This is a genomic window from Bradyrhizobium arachidis, assembly GCF_024758505.1.
Classification (GTDB): domain Bacteria; phylum Pseudomonadota; class Alphaproteobacteria; order Rhizobiales; family Xanthobacteraceae; genus Bradyrhizobium; species Bradyrhizobium manausense_C.
Window position 1 is genome coordinate 7077579 of sequence record NZ_CP077970.1, and the last position, 20681, is coordinate 7098259.

The following is a 20681-nucleotide window of genomic DNA, read 5'->3' on the forward strand; positions in this document are numbered from 1 at the left end:
CCGTTCCATTCCTAAGATCCGAAGTGAATGTCCCGCCATGGGTCAGAATAGGCGTTTGGCGACACCGAACATTCCTTTATTTGAGCCGCGCGAAACTCTTCGTACGTCAGACGGATGCCCGAGCGCTACTTCGCCATATTGATGATCTTGGCTTGGGTGTACGCTTCGAGCCCTTCTCGACCCAATTCTTCGCCGACGCCTGATTGCTTGGCGCCACCAAAGGGAATATCGGGCGAGACGTCGAGAAACTTGTTGATCCAGACAGTCCCGGTCTCGATTTTAGCTGCTACGCAGAACGCCCGATCGAGATCCTTGCCCCAAACCGTTCCGGCGAGTCCATACTCCGAGTCGTTGGCACGGGCGATCGCGTCATCAACGTCCGAGTAGCGCAACACCGGAACAATCGGGCCGAATTGTTCTTCAGTCACCAGTCGCGCATCGTCGGCGATGTCCCGGACGATGGTTGGTTGAATGAAATAGCCCTTGCGTCCGAGTACTTCGCCGCCCGCAACGATCTTGCCGTTCCGTTTGGCGTCCTCGAGAAAGCCTTTCACCTTCTCAAACTGCGCCTTGTTCTGCAGCGGGCCCATCTGCGTCCCCTGCTTCAATCCGTCATCGACCACCGATTCGCGGGCAAGGCGCCCAAGTTCCTCGCAAATCCGATCATACTGCGAATCATGGACGTATATGCGCTTAGCTCCGAGGCAGAGCTGCCCGGCATTCATCATCGCGGCGACAAGCAATTTGGGCGCCACTTCGACCGGATCGACGTCATCAAGCACGATCGCAGCGTCGTTACCACCGAGCTCCAGGGTCAATCGCTTTAGGGTACTAGTTGCGCTGCTCATCACCTTCTTGCCGGTCGTCGTCGAGCCAGTGAACGCCACTTTCGCCACATCGGCGTGACTCGACAGCGCCCCACCCAGATCATTGTTATCCACGATGATGTTGAGGGTACCCGCTGGCAAAATCTGCCTGCAGATTTCACCGAACAGAAGCGTCGTGAGCGGCGTGGTCGGAGCCGGCTTCGCGACTACCGTGTTGCCGGCGAGCAACGCCGGCGCCAGTTTGAGGACCAGCAGCACCACCGGGAAATTCCACGGCACAATCGCTGCGACCACGCCAAGCGGCATGCGCTGCCGCACGACTTTTTGTTTCGCATCTTCCTTCAACACCTCATTCGGCAGATCGAGCTTCGCGTGATAGCGAATGATGTCGATGGAGAAGGCGATCTCCCATACCGCTTCGGAGAGAGGCTTGCCCTGCTCCAGGGTCAGCAATCGCGCGAATTCGTCTTTTCGCGCTTCGAGCGCGTCGGCCACCCTTCCCAGGAGCGCGCCGCGCTCCCGAACCGGCTTGGCTGACCATGCGGGGAACGCTGCTTTCGCAGCTGCAATCGCTTCGTCAAGCTGCGCGATATCAGCCCTTGGAGCAGCCGCGAGGAATTCCTCGCTCGCGGGGTTGATAACATCGAGCGTTGCTACACCAGCCACCAGCTTGCCGTCGATTAGCAGTTTGAATTCATTCATCGTTCTCTCCTGTCCGATTGCAAGGTCGACCGCTGTCCGGAGCGCGGCATGTAGAGGATCGTGCGCTTCATCGCATCACACCCGCGTAGCTGCGCGACTATCCGGACGGCGTGTCAGTCAAGCCGATCCCGCGAGATACGGCCGTGAAGTGGTTTTCGAGTGGCTACAACTCACGCGCCAGAATTGGCCACACACTTGCTGAGGATCAATCAGACCAAGGTGTCGCCGATACGTTCGGATCGATTCACCGCAACCGTTGGCGCTTCCTGGGCTTCACTCGCCCTTTGGTAGCGCACGCCGGTCCGCCTCGTTGCGTTGCCGCTCATGCGCGAGGCGCCCGCGCAGGATTGCCGACGACACCATGGTGCAATTGAGCCAGGCCGTGGCCCTGCGTAGCTAGACATGAGCGCCGGTCATTTAGAGGATACAGCCATGACTACCATCAAGGCAGCTGCCGTTCAGATCAGCCCCGTGCTCTATAGTCGCCAAGGAACGACGGAAAAAATCGTCCAAAAGATTGTCGAGCTTGGTCATCACGGCGTGCAATTCGCAACCTTTCCGGAGACCATTCTGCCCTACTATCCCTACTTCTCCTTCGTGCAACGGCCATTTGAGGCAATTGGGCAAAACCTTGTGCTGTTCGAGCAAGCCGTGACAGTGCCGTCGCCAACGACGGTTGCGATCGGCGAGGCGTGCCGACAAGCGGGCATAGTGGTGTCCATTGGCATCAACGAGCGCGATGGTGGAACGCTCTACAACACTCAATTGCTGTTCGATGCGGACGGCACGCTGATCCAGCGTCGACGCAAGATATCGCCGACCCACCACGAACGCATGATCTGGGGTCAGGGTGACGGCTCCGGACTGAGGGCTGTCGACAGCGCCGTTGGACGGATAGGACAGCTAGCGTGCTGGGAACACTACAATCCGCTGGCGCGATATGCGTTGATGGCAGACGGCGAACAGATCCATGCTGCGATGTATCCGGGCTCGTTCGGCGGCGACCTGTTCGCCGAACAAACCGAAATCAACATCAGGCAGCATGCCTTGGAATCTGCCTGTTTCGTTGTCAACGCGTGTGCCTGGCTCGACGCAGATCAACAAGTCCGCATCATGGAGGACACCGGCTGCCCAATCGCGCCGATCTCCGGCGGATGCTTCACTGCCATTGTCACGCCGCAAGCCCAACTGCTGGGGCAGCCTTTGCGCTCCGGTGAAGGCGAAGTGGTTGCCGACCTCGACTTCTCATTGATCGACAAACGCAAGCGCCTGATGGATTCACGTGGTCACTATAGTCGCCCGGAATTGCTCAGTCTGCTGATCAATCGCGCACCGGCTTCCCACGTCCACGAGCCTCGCGCGCAGATGTCGTCAACTGCTCTCGAGACGGCCGATGATCGGCTTTCCGATCCGAACTGACGGGTCGTCGTGCCCGATAACGAAGCAACCAACGGAGAAAATGATGTTTCCTGTCGCAACTCCGGACCCAAAACGTCTTCCTAGGACCAGTCTCAGCACCATCGGTGTCGAGCACATTCGCATCGACTCGATCAAGTCTTACGCGGACACCCGGGCGACCCTGGAGAGGCTCCCTCACTTCGACGACCGCATTCGAACTCTTCTACAGCACGGTGATATCGATAAGGTAAGATCAGCATTGCAGGAGATTCAAGGTGACGCCGGCCTCGTCATCTTCTCCGTGGCAACCCATGGGGACTGGCTGCAGATTATCTCCAGCAAGCGCAATGTCGTGCAGTACGTGATCGGCAATGTGCTGGTCTCAACGCAAATGACTCAGCACGAACTCGCCGCGGCCCTCTATGCACCCCTTCGTATCGTGGTCTACGAGAACGAGTCGGGCGCCGCGACTATCGAATACGACCGGCCGTCGGCGCTTTTTGGCCAATTCGGAAACAAACGCGTGACTTCGGTGGCGCGAGATCTCGATCAGAAGATCCATGATGTTTTGATCCGCGCCGCAACATGAGTCGATTTTATATTCGCAAGCGGTAGCAAACCTGAGGCCGAATGCTGACGCCGGGTGCAAACAAGGAGGGTACGCCGATGATTACTTACGATCCCAGGATCACCGCGCTGCTGTGCATCGACTTCTACAACGACTTCCTGAGCGTCGGCGGAAAGCTCTGGCCGTGGGTGAAGGAAAGCGCCGAGGAGGTCAACCTGCTGGACAACCTTCGCGCGATCGTACGAGCCGCCCGTGAGGCAGGGATCGCGATCTATCACGTTCCGCATCATCGCTGGGAACCGGGCGACTACGTGAACTGGAAGTATCCCTCGCCCTATCAGCTCGGCGCAGCGGAACGGCAAGCCTTTGCGAGAAATAGTTGGGGCGGGACATTCCATGACGACTTCCAGGTCCTGGCAGGCGACATCGTTGCAACCGAACACTGGGCTTCGAGCGGCTTTCCAAACACAGATCTAGAACACCAGCTCAAGCGTTACGGCAAGGAGAAGATCATATGCACGGGCCTGTTGGCGAACACCTGCGTCGAAGCCACGGCCCGCATCGGGATGGAACTCGGCTTCCACGTTACGCTGGTGCGAGACGGGACGGCAGCCCGCTCACATGAAGCCCTGCATGCCATGCTGGATATCGACGGGCCCACCTTTGCTCACGAGATCCTGACGACAGCCGAGCTGGTTTCTGCAATCAGGGCTTCCGCGTCTTCCGTCGAAACGTCTGCGGCGTAGGCGAGCCCGGAGCCACTCCAAAGCCGTGGTATGACCGCGCGGGGGTCTGCACTTGCCGCGGCCCGTGGCGCTTTGGAGTTCATCCCCGCATTTCCCACGCCTGTCCTCGAGCACAGCAAAGCAATGCCGCCCGTCGCAACGGGACCGGTTCGCTCGTGCGCGGCCACCCCTCAGGCTATTCTTGCGGGCGACACCGGGGCACAAGATGGCGAAAAGTGCTCTCTTAGCGCCCGGTCCGCTCCAGCTCTCGCCTCGGTAACGGCCTGCGGGCCAAGGGATGATCCTTCAACGGAGAAGAACGTGACATCGCTAAGGCCAATAACGCCCAGCACAGTTTTTATGTACGGGGTAAGAAAGTTTGGCTGACGTGCCCGCCCGCCGGAATATCTTCCACCCGAGGACACCGCGACATAAACTGGACGATCGCGCAGTATCCCCTTGTAACCGTCCTTTGTCGCGTTGAACGTGCAACGCACTCGCACGATGTGATCTATCCAGGCCTTCAGCGCCGACGGAACGGCGAAATTGTGCATGGGAGTTCCGATGACCATGCAATCCGAGCTCTCCAGTTCCTGAATAAGCTCTTCGGAACGAGCCATAGCGCCTTCGGGAAATCGTTCCGCTGAAGATTGCTGGATGCCTCCAAGCGCGGTCGCGTAACTTTCATCTATATGCGATATCGCGCCGGTACCGATGACTCGATCCACTACTATTGCCGCTGGCTCCCGCTCGAGCAGGAATTCGATGATCTTCCGAGACAACCTGTAACTCTCGGAAATTTGCCCACGGGGGCTGCAACTAACATGAAGGATTCTCATCACCTACTCTCTCAGGCATTAGAAGCGCCAAGCACAGCACCGCATCCTGAAAGACATAATTTTCTTTAAGCCTGCTTCTATTGTACCATGGTGTTGTCGAGCACGCGGGCCAAGCCCGTACCACCAGCCGCGGAATTCACATCGCAATCGACTTGTCGGTTAGCGGACCGGTTTCTTTAAGAGCTTCCAGAGGTCGTCGCAGGAACTCTAAGAACTTCGGAGACAGCCTCATCGCCGCTGACAAGCGGTGATCCGGATCAAGCTCACGGGCCCTTACTAAGACGGAGCTTGGCGGCCATCGCCGCCAGGTCAACAAGCGATCCAGCCTGCATTTTGCGCATCACTCGTCCTCGATGCGCCTTCACAGTGATCTCGCTGATACCAAGATCGAATGCGACCTGCTTATTCAAAAGGCCTGTAGTCACCAACGCCATTACTTCCCGCTCACGCCGACTAAGCATCTCATAACGATCGACAAGCACCTGAATTTCGGCTGCGCGACCAATTGCATTACCGCTTTTTTCAATGGCGTTTCGAATGGCGTCGAGCAGCGCATCGTCGGAGAACGGCTTGGTCAAGAACTCGACTGCACCCGCCTTCATTGCCCGTACCGTCGTAGGTACGTCGCCATACCCCGTGATGAAGATGATAGGCATGTCTGTCCGATCGGAAGCGATGCGCTTCTGCAGATCGAGACCATTAAGGCCCGGAAGACTGACGTCGAGTACCAGGCAATTCGGGACCGGAACCGGGGGATGTGACAGGAACTCTTGTGCGGATGCGAACGTCTCTGGCTGCCAGCCTGCGAATCGGATCAGAGCTTCGAGCGATTCGCGCACCGAAATGTCATCGTCGACGACGAACACAATTGGCGTGCCGGACAACATGGATACTGACCTCTGTCTATGGTCAGGTGCGCTTGATAATTTCATTTAAACCCCTCGCGTGCAAGAGCATGGCGCACCACTATTTCGTTCGAAGCGCGGAGTTGAGTGCCTCCCGGAGAGCCGTGTCGCTGAATGGCTTGGACAAGCATTCTATGGCCCCTTGCTCGAGTAGTTGCGGACGGACATCTTCACCTGAGTGAGCGGTGATAAAGACGATCGGTATCTTCTTCCGACGCCGCATCAGCTCCTGTTGGACCGCGGGGCCGCTCATCCCAGGCATTGCGACATCAAGGATCAGGCAACTGGTTTCGCAGACGTATTGAGACGCCAGGAACGCTTCCCCCGAGGAGAACGCCTGCACAGCGAAGCCGAATTCCTTAAGTAGGTCGGGTAGCGACTCGCGAACAGACTCGTCGTCGTCGACGATTGAAACAAGCGAACGTTTAGCTTTCACGAATTCCTCATAGCGTCTTGTGTGTCCTTCGCCCCGGATGCAGATGCCGTTCCACGATCACTCGCGCACGTCAGATTTTCGAATCGCTCTGGAATGGAGAATGAAAACGTGGCCCCCGGACCGTCATTCAACGTGGCCCATAGACGGCCATGATGACTTTCGATGATCGAGCGACTGACTGACAGGCCCATTCCCATGCCACTACTCTTGGTGGTGTAGAACGCCTCGAAAAGCTTGCTTTCGTCCTGAGGTACGAAGCCGACGCCAGTATCCTGGACGCTCAGTCGCACGCAGTCGTCCTCCTCTCGTTGGGCCTTGATCGCCAAATTTCGGGGGCGATCGTCAACGCCGATCATCGCGTCCGACGCATTGCGAACGAGGTTAAGGATAACCTGCTGAAGCTGAACGCGATCGCCCATGACTGGCGGAAGGCCGTTGGCGAAGGCAGTCTGAAGATTGATTCGGTCTCTCTTGAGTTCGCTTGTCAACAGTGCAATCACCTCTTGCGTCGCTTCGTTCAGGTCAACTGGCTCTATTGCAAACTTTCTCTTGCCGAAGAGCGCCCGCAGTCGAATGATTACATCGGATGCACGGTTACCGTCGCGAATGGTGCGCCGCGCAGTTTCGCGTGCTCCGTCGACATTGGGCGGATCGGCAGCCAACATTCGGAGGCAGGTGCTGGCATTGGTGAGGATGCCCGACAATGGTTGGTTGACTTCATGCGCAATCGACGCCGTCAATGCGCCAAGGCTCGCGATCCTCGAAACACGCGCGAGCTCTGATCTCACCTCCTCTAACGCATTCTCCGAGAGTCGGCGCTTGGTCACGTCCTGGACAGCACCGATGTACTCAAGCTGACCATTTCGGCTTCGGGTTGCATGGGCGACGAGGTGAAGGTACTTGACCGACTGATCAGGCATGAGCAGCCGGTGCTCGTACTCAAAGTCTTCCGCTTCCGCTCCCACTCGGGCAATCATGTCCTTCATCAACGAGATGTCTTCAGGGTGAACACGCGTGCCAATTAGCTCCTCGAGCGTCACGGGGGCCCCCTGTTCCACCTCGAAAATGCGATAAACCTGTTCTGACCAGATGATCTCCCCGGTCGGGACGCACCATGAGAAGCTGCCGGTTCGGCTCAGACGCTGGGCTTCGGCGAGAAACGCCCCACTTCGTTGAAGCGCCTCCTCCGACTCCTTGCGTTCCGTAATGTCACGCAGGTAGCAGGTGAATGATGGTGGCCCTTCAAGCGAGATACGAGAGATCGCGAGCTCGACGGGGAATTCGCTGCCGTCGGCACGTACTGCTGTCATCTCAGCCCGCCGACCGATCAATCTCTTTTCGCTCGTCGCCAGGTAGCGGGCCATCCCGTGCCGATGCTTGCTCCGCAAGGCTGGTGGGATGATCGCATCGACCAGTTGCCGACCCACGATCTCATTGCGGGGATAGCCGAAGGTTCGTTCAGCGGCAGGATTGAACTCGACCACCCGCCCTTCATGATCCATCATGATGATGCAATCGAGCGCCGCGTCCAGAATCGCGGCCTTGCGTGCCTCGCTTTGCCTCAGCGCTGCGTCGCTCTGCACTCGTTCAATGGCTATGCTCGCGACGTGCGAGAACTGAGCAATAAGCTCCTGTTGCTCCGGCGTGGGCGTAAGAGGTTTGTCGTAATAGATCGCGAAAGCGCCCACGACCTTGCCCATCGTTGATGAGATCGGCGTTGACCAGCACGCCCGGAGTCCATGCGCCATGGCCATGGGACACCACGCATGCGCCGCCCACCGAGTCTCCTGCGCAAGGTCGGCTGCAATCACTTGTTCGTTCAGATATGCTGCCATCGCGCAGGGGCCCGAATCGACATTTACGGGACGGCCAATAATTGAGTTGATAAAGTTGGTTGGAAGGCTTGGCGCGGCTCCGTGTTCGAGTAGCGCACCGTCGGCATCGACCAGCACAACGCTGCAATAGCATCCCTCGGCCGCAGCTTCGACCAGGCGACAGAGCGCCGCGAGAATGTCCGACATCGAACTGCCAGCGGCCGTCATTTCCAGCAGGTGCTTTTCTCCCGTGAGCAGAGTTTCAGCCCGCCTCCGATCATCGATGTCGGTCTCGATCATGTACCATCGAACGATATTGCCCCGGACATCCCTGCGGGGCATTCCACGCACATGAAACCATCGATAAACACCGTCAGCACGGCGCATGCGCTGTTCCATATCGTATGGTTTCCCGGTGGCTATCGATCGATCCCAGGCCGCAATCACCGAGGCGTAATCGTCGGGGTGAACTAGATTTCCTGACTTCCAGCCCTTCAGTTCTTCAAGCGTTGTGCCGACGTACTCGAGGACGTGTTGGTTGGCGCTCTCGAGCTCGCCGGTCGGCGCCATGAAGAAGATCATCGCCGGAATAGTGTCGGTGATCGAGCGATAAAGGCCCTCGCTCGCACGAGCCGACCGCTCTCGGTCCTCGATATCGACATTCAGTCCGAGCCATTTGACGATCTTTCCGGATCTGTCAATCAATGGTCGAACCCGGAAAGTGAACCAGTGATACCCGCCGTCGAAGCGGCGCAGGCGCGCTTCCATCGAACTCATCTCGCTGGCGGATAGAACGGATTGCCACTGTTTGAGCAGATCGGGCAAATCTTCCGGGTGGATCGCACGCTGCCAACCAGTTCCAAGCAGCTCACCAACCCCAAGCCCGGTGTACTCACACCAAGGCTGGCTTGCGAAGTCCACATGTCCGTCAGGCAGCGCTGTCCAAACCAATCCGGGAAGCGCATCAAGGAGGGGACCGAGATCTTTCTCCATTGGAGCCCTTTCCTGACAGTCGCCGTGCCAAAATAATGCGCTAAATTACCGCCGATGGTCGATAATACCTTGGTGTCGGTTCAACGGCTGACGTTCCGGCTACCTCGAGCACTCTACCGCCCAAGCTGCCCGATCGACAATCCATTTCCCTGTCACATGCGGAGCTTAGCGGCATCCGAGGACGTTCGTTGCGTGGGCCCAAGCGACTGGGCCGAACCATCCATACTCATCAGATACAAATCCTCCGCGACACCTTGGTGCAATGGATTCATCCTCAGATCTGCGCAATTAGAAATTGGAGATCAACGCCGCCATCTTATGCAAGGGCGCTTTGCAGCAGTGTCGAAACAACACTCTGATCTGGAGCAGGCGATGAGCCATACGGAATTTGACTACATTGTCGTTGGCGCTGGTTCTGCGGGATGCGTGTTGGCTTCGCGTCTTACTGAGGATCCGAATGTTACGGTTTGTCTGCTGGAAGCGGGCGGGCACGACACCGGCGTCTTAATTCGTGCGCCGGCCGGCTACGTCGCGATGGTGCCAACCAGAATCAATAATTATGCCTACCAGACAGTGCCCCAGGCCGGCCTGAGTGACCGCCGCGGATATCAGCCGCGCGGCAAGACCCTTGGAGGTTCTAGCTCAATCAATGCGATGTTCTACGTGCGAGGAAACAGATGGGACTATGATCACTGGGCTTCCCTTGGCAATCCAGGCTGGTCGTACGACGACGTGTTGCCGCTATTCAAGCGCGCCGAAAACAACGAACAGTTCAGGGATGATTTTCATGGTCAGGGCGGACCGCTAAATGTTACCTATCCACGACATCAGAGCCCGCTCACCAAGCTGTTCCTTGAGGCCGCGGCGCTGCACCAGATTCGGCTGAATCCTGATTACAACGGGGCCGATCAAGAAGGTGCCTTCGAGTACCAGGTCACTCAGAAGGGTGGGGAACGCTGTAGCGCGGCCAACGCCTACCTCACGCCGAACCTGTCGCGCAACAATCTCGAGGTTCTGACGAGCGCCATCTCGGCAACGGTCTTGCTCGAGGATCGTCGCGCATACGGCGTGTCCTATTATCAGGAAGGCGAGCTCAAAGAAGTGCGGGCCCGACGAGAGGTAATTCTGGCGAGTGGAGTTTTTGGTTCGCCACAGCTGCTGCAACTTTCCGGTATCGGTCCTGGCGAAGAGCTGAAGAAATTTGACATTCCCGTCGTAAATGAACTGCCTGGCGTCGGTAAAAATCTGCAGGACCACATCGACTACATTCAATCGTGGTACGTACCGAGCGATACCGAAACAGTCGGAATTTCACTGCGAGGCGGGTTGAAGCTCGCACGCGCGGCATTCGAATGGAGCAAGAATCGTACCGGCCTCATCACGACCACCTACGGTACGGCCGGAGCGTTCCTTCGTTCTTCGCCCGAAGTCCAGATCCCTGACCTGCAGTTGATTTTCGTCATCGCGCTCGTCGACGATCATGCACGCAAACTCCACCTGGGCCATGGCATCTCCTGCCATGTCGACGTTCTGCGCCCCTATAGCCGGGGTACCGTGGGACTGGATAGCTCCGACCCGTGGGATGCGCCACGGATCGATCCCAACTACTTTTCCGACGAACGCGATCTGAAGCTCCTTGTCAGGGGAGCGTTGGTCCAACAGCGCATTATTGAATCCCCGCCATTCGGACGGCTCCGCGGCAAGATGCTGTACCCGACGCGGCTCGACGACCTCGCCGGTATCGAGAAGGATATTCGCTGCCGTGCCGACACGCAGTATCACCCGGTTGGCACCTGCAAGATGGGCCCTAATGGCGATCCCATGGCCGTGGTGGACGCAAAACTGCGCGTACGGGGCGTCGATGCGTTACGCGTGGTTGATGCTTCGATCATGCCAACCATCGTCGGTGGCAACACGAATGCTCCCACAATCATGATAGCCGAGAAGGCCACGGATTTGATCCGAAACAGCGTCTGAAGTTTCCTTTTTCATATCAACATCAATGGAGGGCGAGCACATGAAGACGATCCATTCTTCCGCCGACACGAAGATCGATGAATTCGGCTTCGCGGCAGCTCGCGTCGAGCACCTCCTCGTCCAGGAGATTTCGCATCGCGTCAACAACGAGCTCACATCAATCATCGGATTTGCCGTATCGATCGCAGGTCGCTCGAAATCTCATGAAGTCAAGTCGGCTCTCGCCGAAGTCACCGACATCTTGCATCGTTACGCGGGGGTGCACCGGGCGTTACAGATGCCGTCGCACAATGAAGAGATTGACGCCTCCGAATACGTTGGCACGCTTTGTCACTCTCTCAAGCGCGCCCTTCTCGATCCTCGGGGAATTGAACTCGTACTTGCCTCGCGGCCCTTCAAGTTACGCTCAGAGCGGTGCTGGAAGCTCGGCCTCATCGTATCGGAGCTGATCACCAATAGCGCACGGCACGCTTTCGGCAATCAGGTCGGCACAATTATGGTCACGCTGCACGCGTCGGAATCCCTGGCTGAATGCGGCGTCAGGGACAACGGCGTGGCTCAAAGTGCCCCCAAGGCTGGCCAAGGCTTAAAAATCATCGATGCGCTAGCAAGGGATCTGGGTGGTACGATCATCCATGAATTCGCGGCCGAAGGCGCCACGTCCATATTGGCGTTTCCAATCCACAACGATGCACCATTTATCGACGTCAAGGCGACGAGACTGGGGTCGGCGCGACGATGAATTAGCCGGAGATAGGAGGCTCAAATGCAAAGTGCACTTATAGTGGTGGCGTTGCTTGCGATACTCGCGGCGGCCGGATCCTACGCGTATGCCGGCTTGTCTAAAGGCGGTGACACGCCGATCGGAATTCATGGCTGGATAGCAATGTTTCTTGGCATCGTGTTCACGCTCGTCTGCGGCGTTGGCCTGATGTCGCTTGTCTTCTACAGCAGCCGTCACGGCTACGACGAGCCGCCATCGTTCGACCGCCACAGGACTCGCGACCAATAGCTGTCTAGCCGGCTCGCTCAGCAACAACTGCAGACTTTGGTTGCAGCCTTGAAGTCTCTCACAACCATCCTCAAAAGCTGAAAGGAATCTCTATGAATAGTCGTCTCGATTACGCCAAGGTTTCGCCTGGAGGATACAAAGCCTTCGGGGGAGTGTATGCCCTCATTCAAGGCAGCGGCCTTCCGAAAGAACTGATTTATCTGGTTTATCTCAGGGTTTCGCAAATAAACGGCTGCGCATACTGCATCGATATGCATTCGCGTGACCTACTCAAGTCCGGGGTTGCCGTCGACAAGCTCGTGCTCGTACCGGTTTGGCGCGACGCCGGCGCCATGTTCAACAACCGCGAACGTGTCGCGCTCGCCTGGGCAGAAACCGTAACGCAGGTATCCGAGACCAACGTTCCGGAAGCTGACTTCGAATTTGCTGCGGCCGAGTTTAACGCCAAAGAGCTTGCAGATCTGACATATGCGATCAGCCTGATGAACGTGTTCAATCGCCTGTCGATAGCATTTCGTACACCTCCCGCGGCCGCGCTCAACGTCGTGAGTGCGGCATAGGCCGCTGGTAGGCGCAATGGATAGATGAACGGAACCTTGGCGTCTTCTCCCGACGCCAGGAAAACTGGAGCCGTTGGTCGCCCCGGCGGCTCCTTCTTCAAGCACCTTCTCGATGCCTATTTGATCCGCCACCGGGCGGTTCAGCACGCATCCATCCTCAATTCTTAAATGGAGTGACAGACTTGCACACCCGATTCGAAGACAAGGTTGTGATAGTCACCGGGGCCGGGAGCGGCATAGGCGCAGCCACCGCAAATCGCTTCTATGCCGAAGGCGCCACTGTCGTACTGAATGGACGCCGGGAGGCTAAGCTCGTCGAAGTCGGTGCGGCATTAGAAGCCGATCGCCATATGGTACGGCCAGGCGACGTTTCAATCGTCGAAGATGTCGAAACTCTAGTTGCTGACGTAGCCCACCGCTTCGGCAAAATTGACATTCTCGTCAATAACGCCGGGATCGGCGCAGTCGGAGATTTCCTGAACATGCCTCTTAGGCATTGGCGCGAGGCTTTTGCAGTCAATGTTGATGGCGTCCTCAACATGGCACGAGCGACGCTTCCTCATCTGATCAAAAGCAAAGGCTCGATCATCAATGTCTCATCCATTAGCGGGCTCGGCGGCGATCGCGGGCTAAGCTTCTATAATGCGACTAAAGGTGCCGTCTGCAATCTCACCCGCAGTCTGGCCATCGAGTTTGCTGAGAAAGGAGTGCGAGTGAACTCGGTTTGCCCAACTACCACCTTCACTGACCTGACGACGCCAGTTTTTGAGCAGTATCCCGAACTCCTTCAGCGGCTGCTAGAGCGCATTCCTATGGGTCGCGGTGCCCAGCCGCAAGAAATCGCGAGCGTCATCGCATTTCTTGCGAGTGACGACGCAAGCTTCGTAAATGGAGTGAACCTACCGGTCGATGGCGGCGTGGATGCGTCGAGTGGCCAAGCCCCCTTCGTTTAACTACGGCTCGCGCAGTGGCGGGAAATATGACGTGGCAAGCAAACTCGTCCAAGCGCGTCACTTGCTCATTGACCTGGTTGGCCAAAACGTCCCGTGAACTGCTTAAGGGGTTTTGATCGTATGGCATGGATGATACTAGCTTCCGCTGGCTTTCTTGAGATCGGATTTGCGTTCGGCATGAAGCTGTCGGAGGGGTTCACGAGACTGATACCCTCGCTGTTTACCGCTGCTACCGGATTGTCGAGTGTCTTTCTTCTCTCACTGGCGCTCCGAACTCTTCCCGTAGGAACAGGGTACGCGGTCTGGACCGGCATTGGTGCGGCAGGTACCGCCATTTTGGGCGTCGCGGTGCTGGGCGATTCAGCTTCACCTGTTCGGGTGCTTTGCATCGCTTCCATTGTGGGAGGCGTTATTGGCCTGAAGCTGGTCTCCGCATCTTGAGAGTCGAAGCGCGGCGACTCACGCCGCGCTTTCAGCGCAGCCAGGGCGCCTACCTCGCCGGCTCCCAGCAGGCGGGAATACCGCGAGCATCGCTGCCAGCTGCCTTTCTCACCGCTCGTTTCGGCACGTCCCCACCGTCTTAGATTCCTGTTCTTTCAAAGCATAGGGGTGACGTGTTTGCCAGTGGCGCAATAGCCCACAGGACGGGTCGAAATTTCCGCTAATGGGATGGTCCGGCCGTGCTCCTGCCCCGCCAGCGATAAGCTGGCCAGGGGCGCCAAGACAAGGAGCACGCCATGCCCGCATCAGCACAGACTGCGATTGCCGTAATCGGCATCGATATCGCTAAAAACTCCTTCCACGTTGTCGGTCAGGACACGCGCGGGCAGATTGTCCTGCGGCAAAAGTGGTCACGTCACCAAGTTGAGGCCCGGTTTGCCAATATGCCGCCCTGTCTGATTGGCATGGAGGCCTGCGTCGGGGCGCACCACCTCAGTCGTCGACTTAAGGCGCTTGGCCACGACGCTCGGCTAATGTGTCAAACGCCATCCGGAACTGCCCCCTTTGCGTCATGAAGAACTGCCCCCACCATCAGGATTATGATCTCGGTTGAAGGTTGTTTCCGCCGGTGACGGGCCGGAGGGAGGCGGAGCCGACCGGAGGGCCGTCACCGGCGGTCGGCGTCTTGATGAGGCCGCTCTTGCGCTTGGCGCGGAGCCGGTAGCTGTCGCCGCGGATCGTCAGCACGTGGCTGTGGTGCAGGAGCCGGTCGAGGATCGCGGTGGCGACCACGGGATCGGCGAACACTGTGCCCCATTCGGCGACGCTGCGGTTCGACGTGATCAGCATCGCGCCAGTTTCGTAGCGCCGGCTGACCAACTGGAAGAACAGATGCGCCGCATCGGGCTCCAGCGGCAAGTAGCCGAGCTCGTCGACGATCAGCAGCTTTGGCTTTGACAGGGCGAGCAGTTTCTCGTCTAGGCGTCGTTCGCCGTGCGCCTTGGCAAGGCCAGCGACCAGCGTCGTCGCCGTGGTGAACTGCACCGTGTACCCGGCCAGGATTGCCTCTCGCCCCACCGCGATCGACAAGTGCGTCTTGCCGACGCCCGGCGGGCCGAGCAACAGCACATTCTCTCCGTTGGCGATCCAACGTGACGCGGCAAGGTCACGGATCTGTTTTGGATCGATTGATGGCTGCGCCTCGAAGTCGAAGCCAGCAAGCTCCTTCACGGCCGGGAAGTGTGCGAGCTTCAGCGCCATCTCGATGCGGCGATGGTCCTTGCGTGCGATCTCGCGCTCGCACAGCAGGATCAGCGTCTCACGCGCCGACAGGTTCGTGCGTGCCGCCTCGTCGAGCAGGCTGTCGAGCTGATCGCGGATCCCGGAGAGCTGCAATCGCGCCAGCATGGCGTCGAGCGGATCGGTTGTTACTTCAATTACCTTCTTTGCCCGTGCCATCAGAAGCTTCCTCCGATCACGGCTTCGTATTCGGCAAGAGGACGCAACAACGAGGGCGGTGGAAACGACCCCGATACCGGCGCCGCAGCAATCTCCGGCCGGCGGACCGCGCCATCGCGACCAGCAACACCATCGAGATGGGCGGAGTCGATAATCCGCAGCCGGCGGCCCTCCGATTGCTTGTGGACCGCGACCTGGTGCAATCCATGGCGGATCCGCACTTCGCCGGCCGCGATCGTTACCGCCACGCGCTCGCCAATCAGGCGCCACGGTACCGAGTAGCTGTTCGTGTCGATCTCGACGGCGCAATCATTGCCGACGACGCGGGTTAGTTCACGCAAGGATCCGAACGAGGGCTGCCCGCCGAGCGGCTTCAGCCGATGTATCTCGTCACGCGCGAAGCGGATGATCGGCGCCTCTCCGGTCGTGCCGTGGATACGAATGTTTGCAACCTCACGCTCCCATCTGTCGAGATGCGCCTCGAACGCCTCCCAGCTTGGGAAGGAATGACCGGCGATCGCGTTCTTCTTCACGTACCGAGCCAGCTCTCGAGGGAGGCGTCACCGGCTTCAAGAATGATTTCCGCCGTATGATGCTTCTATCAGCCCGCGATCTGCCTAGGTGTGCCGGGCACAGCACGACTTTCGACAACAACTCAAAAAAACTCCCCCAGGCTAAAACCCAGACTAAATCGGATTTTTGATCTGGGATAGTTTTTGGCTTCTTTAGAAACTAGTGCTTTTTGAATGAGATAGCTGGCGCGCCCGCACGATTCGAACGTCCGACCCTCAGATTCTTAGTCAATCGGCGGCTCGCGCAGGCGGAGTTGAGCTCAACGACATTCGGAGCAACCCACCTTTCTGCACGACTTAGCCGCCGATTCAACGACCTCAGCATTAACTTATTCACCTCGGGTCAGCCCTCTGCGACCGTGATGGGTCGCCCGAGCTCATTCCTAGATTAGCCGTGAGAGAGATTTTCGCCTCCAACAGGAACGGCGTTGGTCGTGGCCGATGGAGCCACATCGACGGGTTCAGCGAGAACGTCATCCGCTACATCCGGGAGATCGAAGCCGCGACTGATGATAGCTGGATGAAGAGGAGACGGGCCATGACGGGAATGCACAGGACGCAACGAGAGGTGCCAGCGCCAACGCAGCGGCTGTTCCTGACACGCCGGGAGGCTGCCATCGAATTGCGGATGTCGCTGGCAAAACTGGACCGCGTGATCGCGCGCGGCGAACTGAAGGCAAAGAAGCACGGACACTCGGTGGTAGTGATGGCGAGCGAGATCACGCGCTATATCGAGCAATGGCCCGACGTACAACCGCGCGCCGTTCGTGGCGCGCGGTGAAGACTAATTTTCAGCTACGAGCCTTCCGTTGCGTCTCCAACGCCGTACATTCAGGCGACCGCCTTGAGCTGCGGCCTCGGCCGCGCAAGGTGGCGCTCCCATGCATTCATGATGCCCATGCGGGGCTTCCAGAGCCGATTGCGCCGGTAGGCGCGCCTGACCTTGTCGCCCGGATTGTGTGCCATGCAGTAGCCGATGGCATCGGGATTGAACTTCATGGTTTCGCCGTCGTCCTGCAGCTCATTTTCCGCCCACGTCTGGAAGGTGGCGCGCATGCCGTGCGGCGTCGCGTTCTTCTTCAGCGAATCCACGAGCAGATCGCGCATGGTGTTTTCCGAGATCGGCTGCTCGAACGGATTTTTGAGCTGACTGGCATCGCCGGGCCACAACAGCCCGATCCGCCGGCCGGGGAAGGTTTCTTGCAGGTACGCAATCTGCTCCTTGAGCACGGCGACGAGACGCGGCACCATCGGCAGGATGAACGGATGGCCGTCGTCATCGACCTTCATCAGGTCGTTCGGCACCGTCCATTTCGGTCCCGGCCGCAACGGATCGTCGGCACCGCCTTCCAGATCGAGATGGTCGATGTGCAGATAGCGCACCGCATTGGTGCGCAGGTTGGAGAGGATCAGCGCTTCAAGCGCGCGTGCCGACTGGCTCTTGATGGCGCGCAGCTCGACCATGAACTCAGGCATCTTCTCTCCCTTGAGCGCTTTCATGGGTCCGCGAATCCGCCCGCGCTTTTTGACGGGCTTGCCGAGCACCGCGACGATAGCCTCAACGCTTGCCGGATCGCCCATGGGACGCAGTTCTTCCCTCGCCGCCGCCTTCAGGACGCGGGCAACCAGCGCCCGCACTTCCTCGGCCATCGCCGGCTTGGCGTCCCAGATCGGACGCATGACGTCCAGCACCTCGGGCGTGCCGATTTTCTCAATCGGCAGGTTGTTGATCGCCATGCAATAGATCGGAATGATCCGCTTCATCCCTGCGGCATCCTTGGCGTTCTTGCGCTTGTCAGCCCACCCTGCGACGACTTTGGTGCCATAGGTTTCGAAAGTCGGGCCGGTCTTGCGGCGGCCCACGCCTTTGGTGGCCTCAGGATAGATGCCCTGCTTGATGTCGTCCTGCAGTTTGAGATGCGCGGCGAGCGCGGCGCTGTAAGAGAAATCCTCGACGCTGCCGGGTGGCGTGAGCTTGGGCTGGCGCTTCTGGCTCTCCTTCAGCATGTGCTTGGGCTTCTCCCACTGCGAATAGAACAGACGCGAGTTGCCGGTCACGAGCAGTTTGAAGCTCCGATGGTGTTCATCGGTATAGAGCTTCTGCTTGCGCTTGCCTTTCTCGTCCAGCCCGCCGTCCGGCAGGGAGCGAAGATTCTTGGCGTTGAAAAACTTGGTCATAATTTCGGAAGTTCCAAAGTTCGATTGGGCGTAATGCCCAGTCATCCCTCGAGGGATTATCTAGTTTGATTCCGTTTTTAATTCAAGACGGCCCGAGGCGGGTGATGAGAGGTGCGGACGCAAGACATGGTTTGAGGAGAAAAGTCCATAATTAACAAAGTCTTGGTGTCATGCGCGCGATGCGAGGGAAGGAGATGGGAGGAGGATTGAGGAGGCTTGATAATACCGATGGCTGGGGCGGGAGGGATCGAACCTCCGAATGGCGGAATCAAAATCCGCTGCCTTACCGCTTGGCTACGCCCCAACGCTGTCAGGGATCGGCGGAAGAACCGGCGGAATCCCTCGGACGGAGCCGGTCTATAGGGAGAAGCGTGGCATTTCAACAGTCTGGCCGCGCAAATTGCGCCGCGCCCGGCCCCCGCCACGCCACACTCTATTATAGGGCCGGTGCGTTCCACATCCGGTCCTGACCGGCCCTACCGGCAGTTGAGACCTTGGCCGTTTCATGGGAATACGGCGCCAAAGATGTCCAGGGGAGTATGCCATGACCTACCGCGCGCCAATCAATGACATGCTGCTTGCGCTCAACCATGGCGCCGGCCTGAAGGCTGCGCTGGAGGCCGGTCATTACGGCGATTTCGACGCCGATATCGCCGCCGCCGTGCTGGAGGAAGCCGGCAAGTTCGCAACCGACGTGCTGGCGCCGCTCAACCGCGTCGGCGACGAGCACGGCATCAAGCTCGCGAACGGCAAGGTCACGACCGCGCCGGGCTGGCCGGACGCCTACAAGCGCTGGACCGACGGCGGCTGGAACGCGGTCTCGGGGCCGGAGGCGTTTGGCGGCCAGGGCCTGCCGCTCGCCATCAACGCGGTGTGCACGGAGATCTGGAGCGCGTCCAACATCGCCTTCGGCCTCTGCCCGCTGCTCACGGCCTCCGCCATCGAGGCGCTGGAGGCGCATGGCAGCGACGAGCTGAAGGCGATCTATCTCGAAAAGCTCGTCACCGGCGAATGGACCGGCACGATGCAGCTGACCGAGTCGCAGGCCGGCTCCGACGTCGGCGCGCTGCGCACGCGCGCGGAGAAAATGGCCGACGGCACCTATCGGATCAAGGGGACGAAGATCTTCATCACCTACGGCGAACACGACATGACCGACAACATCGTGCATTTCGTGCTCGCGCGCCTGCCGGATGCGCCGGCCGGCACCAAGGGCATCTCTCTCTTTCTTGTCCCGAAGTTCATGGTCAACGCCGACGGTTCGCTCGGCGCGCGTAACGACATCTATGCTTCGGGCGTCGAGCACAAGCTCGGCATGCACGCCTCCCCCACCTGCACCATGACCATGGGCGATCATGGCGGCGCCATCGGCTTCCTGATCGGCGAAGAGAACCAGGGCATGCGCTGCATGTTCACGATGATGAATCAGGCCCGCCTCGGCGTCGGCCTCGAAGGCGTCGGCATCGCCGACCGCGCCTATCAGCAGGCGCTGGCCTACGCACAGGAACGCAAGCAAGGCCGCGCCGTCGGCAAGAAGAGCGACGGATCGGACGCGATCTTCGTGCATCCCGACGTCAAGCGCATGCTGATGCGGATGCGGGCGCAGACGGCGGCCGCGCGTACCATCTGCTACGCCACGGCCGTCGCGATCGACGTCTCGACGCGCGCCAAGGATGCGAAGGTCCGCGCCGAGGCGGCGGCACGCGCCGCGCTGCTGACGCCGATCGCAAAGGGCTATTCGACCGACATCGGCAACGAGGTCGCCTATCTCGGCGTGCAGGTGCATGGCGGCATGGGCTTCATCGAGGAGACCGGCGCCGCGCAGCACTATCGCGACGCGCGCATCACCGCGATCTATGAGGGCACCAACGGCATCCAGGCGATCGATCTCGTCACCCGCAAGCTCGGCGCCGATGGCGGCGCGTCGGTCTGGGCGCTGCTGGCGGAGCTCTCTGGAATCGTCAAGCAGGTCGAAGCCTCCAACGATCCCGCCTTCGGCACCACGGGCACGAAGCTACGCGAGGCGCTCGGCTCACTCGAACGCTCGAGCAAGTGGTTGCTGGAGCGGGTCAGTGCGGCGCCGAACGACGCGCTCGCGGGCGCAACTCCCTATCTCCAGCAGTTCGGCGCAACGCTCGGCGGCTGCATGCTTGCCGCCGAGGCGCTCGCCGCGAAGGGCGACGGCAACTCGGAAGCGCCGCGCTACGTCTCCCTCGCCCGCTTCTTCGCCGAAAACATCACCGTGCAGGCGACCTCGCTGGAACGGACGGTGACGGAAAGCGCCGAATCAGTCGCCGCGGCGGACGCGGTGTTGCTGGGGTAA

18 protein-coding genes, 1 tRNA gene and 2 pseudogenes are annotated in these 20681 nt (G+C 59.1%); 12 read left to right on the forward strand and 9 right to left on the reverse strand.

The annotated features are described in order from the left end of the window. Positions 1 to 125 precede the first annotated feature (125 nt). On the reverse strand, positions 126 to 1529 hold the full coding sequence (locus KUF59_RS32870) for an aldehyde dehydrogenase family protein (RefSeq protein ID WP_258767490.1): 1404 nt from the start codon (positions 1527 to 1529) through the stop codon (positions 126 to 128). 432 nt (positions 1530 to 1961) lie between these two features. On the opposite strand from KUF59_RS32870, the gene KUF59_RS32875 reads away from it, so the two are divergent. Genes KUF59_RS32875 through KUF59_RS32885 form a run of 3 tightly spaced genes read left to right on the forward strand, consistent with a single transcriptional unit; the run spans position 1962 to position 4241 of the window. Next, positions 1962 to 2948: a nitrilase-related carbon-nitrogen hydrolase gene (locus KUF59_RS32875; protein ID WP_258767491.1), complete on the forward strand. Its 987-nt coding sequence runs from the start codon at positions 1962 to 1964 to the stop codon at positions 2946 to 2948. Between the two features lie 43 nt (positions 2949 to 2991). Next, the gene (locus tag KUF59_RS32880) at positions 2992 to 3516 is read left to right on the forward strand and encodes a DUF302 domain-containing protein (RefSeq protein WP_258767492.1); all 525 of its coding nucleotides are present in this window, start codon (positions 2992 to 2994) and stop codon (positions 3514 to 3516) included. Between the two features lie 41 nt (positions 3517 to 3557). Further along, positions 3558 to 4241 (forward strand): cysteine hydrolase family protein, encoded by a 684-nt coding sequence (locus tag KUF59_RS32885; protein ID WP_258767493.1) that lies wholly within the window; start codon positions 3558 to 3560, stop codon positions 4239 to 4241. Positions 4242 to 4411: 170 nt separating this feature from the next. On the opposite strand, the gene KUF59_RS32890 is transcribed toward KUF59_RS32885, so the two are convergent. The 4 genes from KUF59_RS32890 to KUF59_RS32905 all read right to left on the reverse strand — a co-directional run bounded on the left by KUF59_RS32890 (position 4412) and on the right by KUF59_RS32905 (position 9207). Beyond that, on the reverse strand, positions 4412 to 5002 hold the full coding sequence (locus tag KUF59_RS32890) for an FMN-dependent NADH-azoreductase (protein ID WP_258767495.1): 591 nt from the start codon (positions 5000 to 5002) through the stop codon (positions 4412 to 4414). Between the two features lie 320 nt (positions 5003 to 5322). After that, the gene (locus KUF59_RS32895; protein WP_258767496.1) at positions 5323 to 5946 is read right to left on the reverse strand and encodes a response regulator transcription factor; all 624 of its coding nucleotides are present in this window, start codon (positions 5944 to 5946) and stop codon (positions 5323 to 5325) included. Positions 5947 to 6025: 79 nt separating this feature from the next. After that, on the reverse strand, positions 6026 to 6400 hold the full coding sequence (locus tag KUF59_RS32900; RefSeq protein ID WP_258767497.1) for a response regulator: 375 nt from the start codon (positions 6398 to 6400) through the stop codon (positions 6026 to 6028). Next, complete coding sequence (locus tag KUF59_RS32905) at positions 6397 to 9207, reverse strand: PAS domain S-box protein (RefSeq protein ID WP_258767498.1); 2811 nt, start codon at positions 9205 to 9207, stop codon at positions 6397 to 6399. The genes KUF59_RS32900 and KUF59_RS32905 overlap by 4 nt, the downstream gene beginning before the upstream one ends. Before the next feature lie 372 nt (positions 9208 to 9579). On the opposite strand from KUF59_RS32905, the gene KUF59_RS32910 reads away from it, so the two are divergent. The 7 genes and pseudogenes from KUF59_RS32910 to KUF59_RS32940 form a co-directional block, all read left to right on the forward strand. Further along, a complete protein-coding gene (locus KUF59_RS32910) occupies positions 9580 to 11184 on the forward strand; it encodes a GMC family oxidoreductase (protein ID WP_258767499.1) in 1605 nt (534 codons plus the stop codon). Positions 11185 to 11224: 40 nt separating this feature from the next. After that, a complete protein-coding gene (locus KUF59_RS32915) occupies positions 11225 to 11926 on the forward strand; it encodes a sensor histidine kinase (RefSeq protein ID WP_258767500.1) in 702 nt (233 codons plus the stop codon). Positions 11927 to 11950: 24 nt separating this feature from the next. Then, a complete protein-coding gene (locus KUF59_RS32920) occupies positions 11951 to 12196 on the forward strand; it encodes a hypothetical protein (protein ID WP_258767501.1) in 246 nt (81 codons plus the stop codon). Positions 12197 to 12288: 92 nt separating this feature from the next. Next, positions 12289 to 12756 carry a carboxymuconolactone decarboxylase family protein gene (locus KUF59_RS32925; RefSeq protein ID WP_258767502.1) on the forward strand — a complete coding sequence of 156 codons (468 nt, stop codon included), beginning with the start codon at positions 12289 to 12291 and terminating at the stop codon, positions 12754 to 12756. A gap of 173 nt (positions 12757 to 12929) precedes the next feature. Further along, the gene (gene budC / locus KUF59_RS32930; RefSeq protein ID WP_258767504.1) at positions 12930 to 13709 is read left to right on the forward strand and encodes a meso-2,3-butanediol dehydrogenase; all 780 of its coding nucleotides are present in this window, start codon (positions 12930 to 12932) and stop codon (positions 13707 to 13709) included. A gap of 120 nt (positions 13710 to 13829) precedes the next feature. Next, entirely contained in the window at positions 13830 to 14150 is a 321-nt protein-coding gene (locus KUF59_RS32935; protein WP_258767505.1) for a DMT family transporter, read from the forward strand. Between the two features lie 296 nt (positions 14151 to 14446). Further along, positions 14447 to 14686: pseudogene (locus tag KUF59_RS32940) on the forward strand (IS110 family transposase); the annotation flags it as partial. A gap of 61 nt (positions 14687 to 14747) precedes the next feature. Here KUF59_RS32940 and istB read toward each other — a convergent pair. Continuing rightward, positions 14748 to 15608: an IS21-like element helper ATPase IstB gene (istB, locus tag KUF59_RS32945; RefSeq protein ID WP_258767506.1), complete on the reverse strand. Its 861-nt coding sequence runs from the start codon at positions 15606 to 15608 to the stop codon at positions 14748 to 14750. Then, positions 15608 to 16144, reverse strand: a pseudogene (locus tag KUF59_RS32950) (Mu transposase domain-containing protein); the annotation flags it as partial. The gene istB and the pseudogene KUF59_RS32950, both read right to left, overlap by 1 nt. A 430-nt stretch (positions 16145 to 16574) precedes the next feature. Between KUF59_RS32950 and KUF59_RS32955 the strand changes: the two are divergent. Beyond that, positions 16575 to 16961 (forward strand): hypothetical protein, encoded by a 387-nt coding sequence (locus KUF59_RS32955; protein ID WP_258767508.1) that lies wholly within the window; start codon positions 16575 to 16577, stop codon positions 16959 to 16961. 50 nt (positions 16962 to 17011) lie between these two features. Here KUF59_RS32955 and KUF59_RS32960 read toward each other — a convergent pair whose 3' ends face one another. Together KUF59_RS32960 and KUF59_RS32965 are read right to left on the reverse strand one after the other, a co-directional pair. After that, positions 17012 to 18358, reverse strand: coding sequence for a tyrosine-type recombinase/integrase (locus tag KUF59_RS32960; RefSeq protein WP_258767509.1), 1347 nt, complete (start codon positions 18356 to 18358; stop codon positions 17012 to 17014). Between the two features lie 229 nt (positions 18359 to 18587). Beyond that, positions 18588 to 18662: transfer RNA gene (locus KUF59_RS32965), tRNA-Gln, on the reverse strand. A gap of 240 nt (positions 18663 to 18902) precedes the next feature. Here KUF59_RS32965 and KUF59_RS32970 point away from each other — a divergent pair. Next, positions 18903 to 20681, forward strand: coding sequence for an acyl-CoA dehydrogenase family protein (locus KUF59_RS32970; protein ID WP_212458712.1), 1779 nt, complete (start codon positions 18903 to 18905; stop codon positions 20679 to 20681).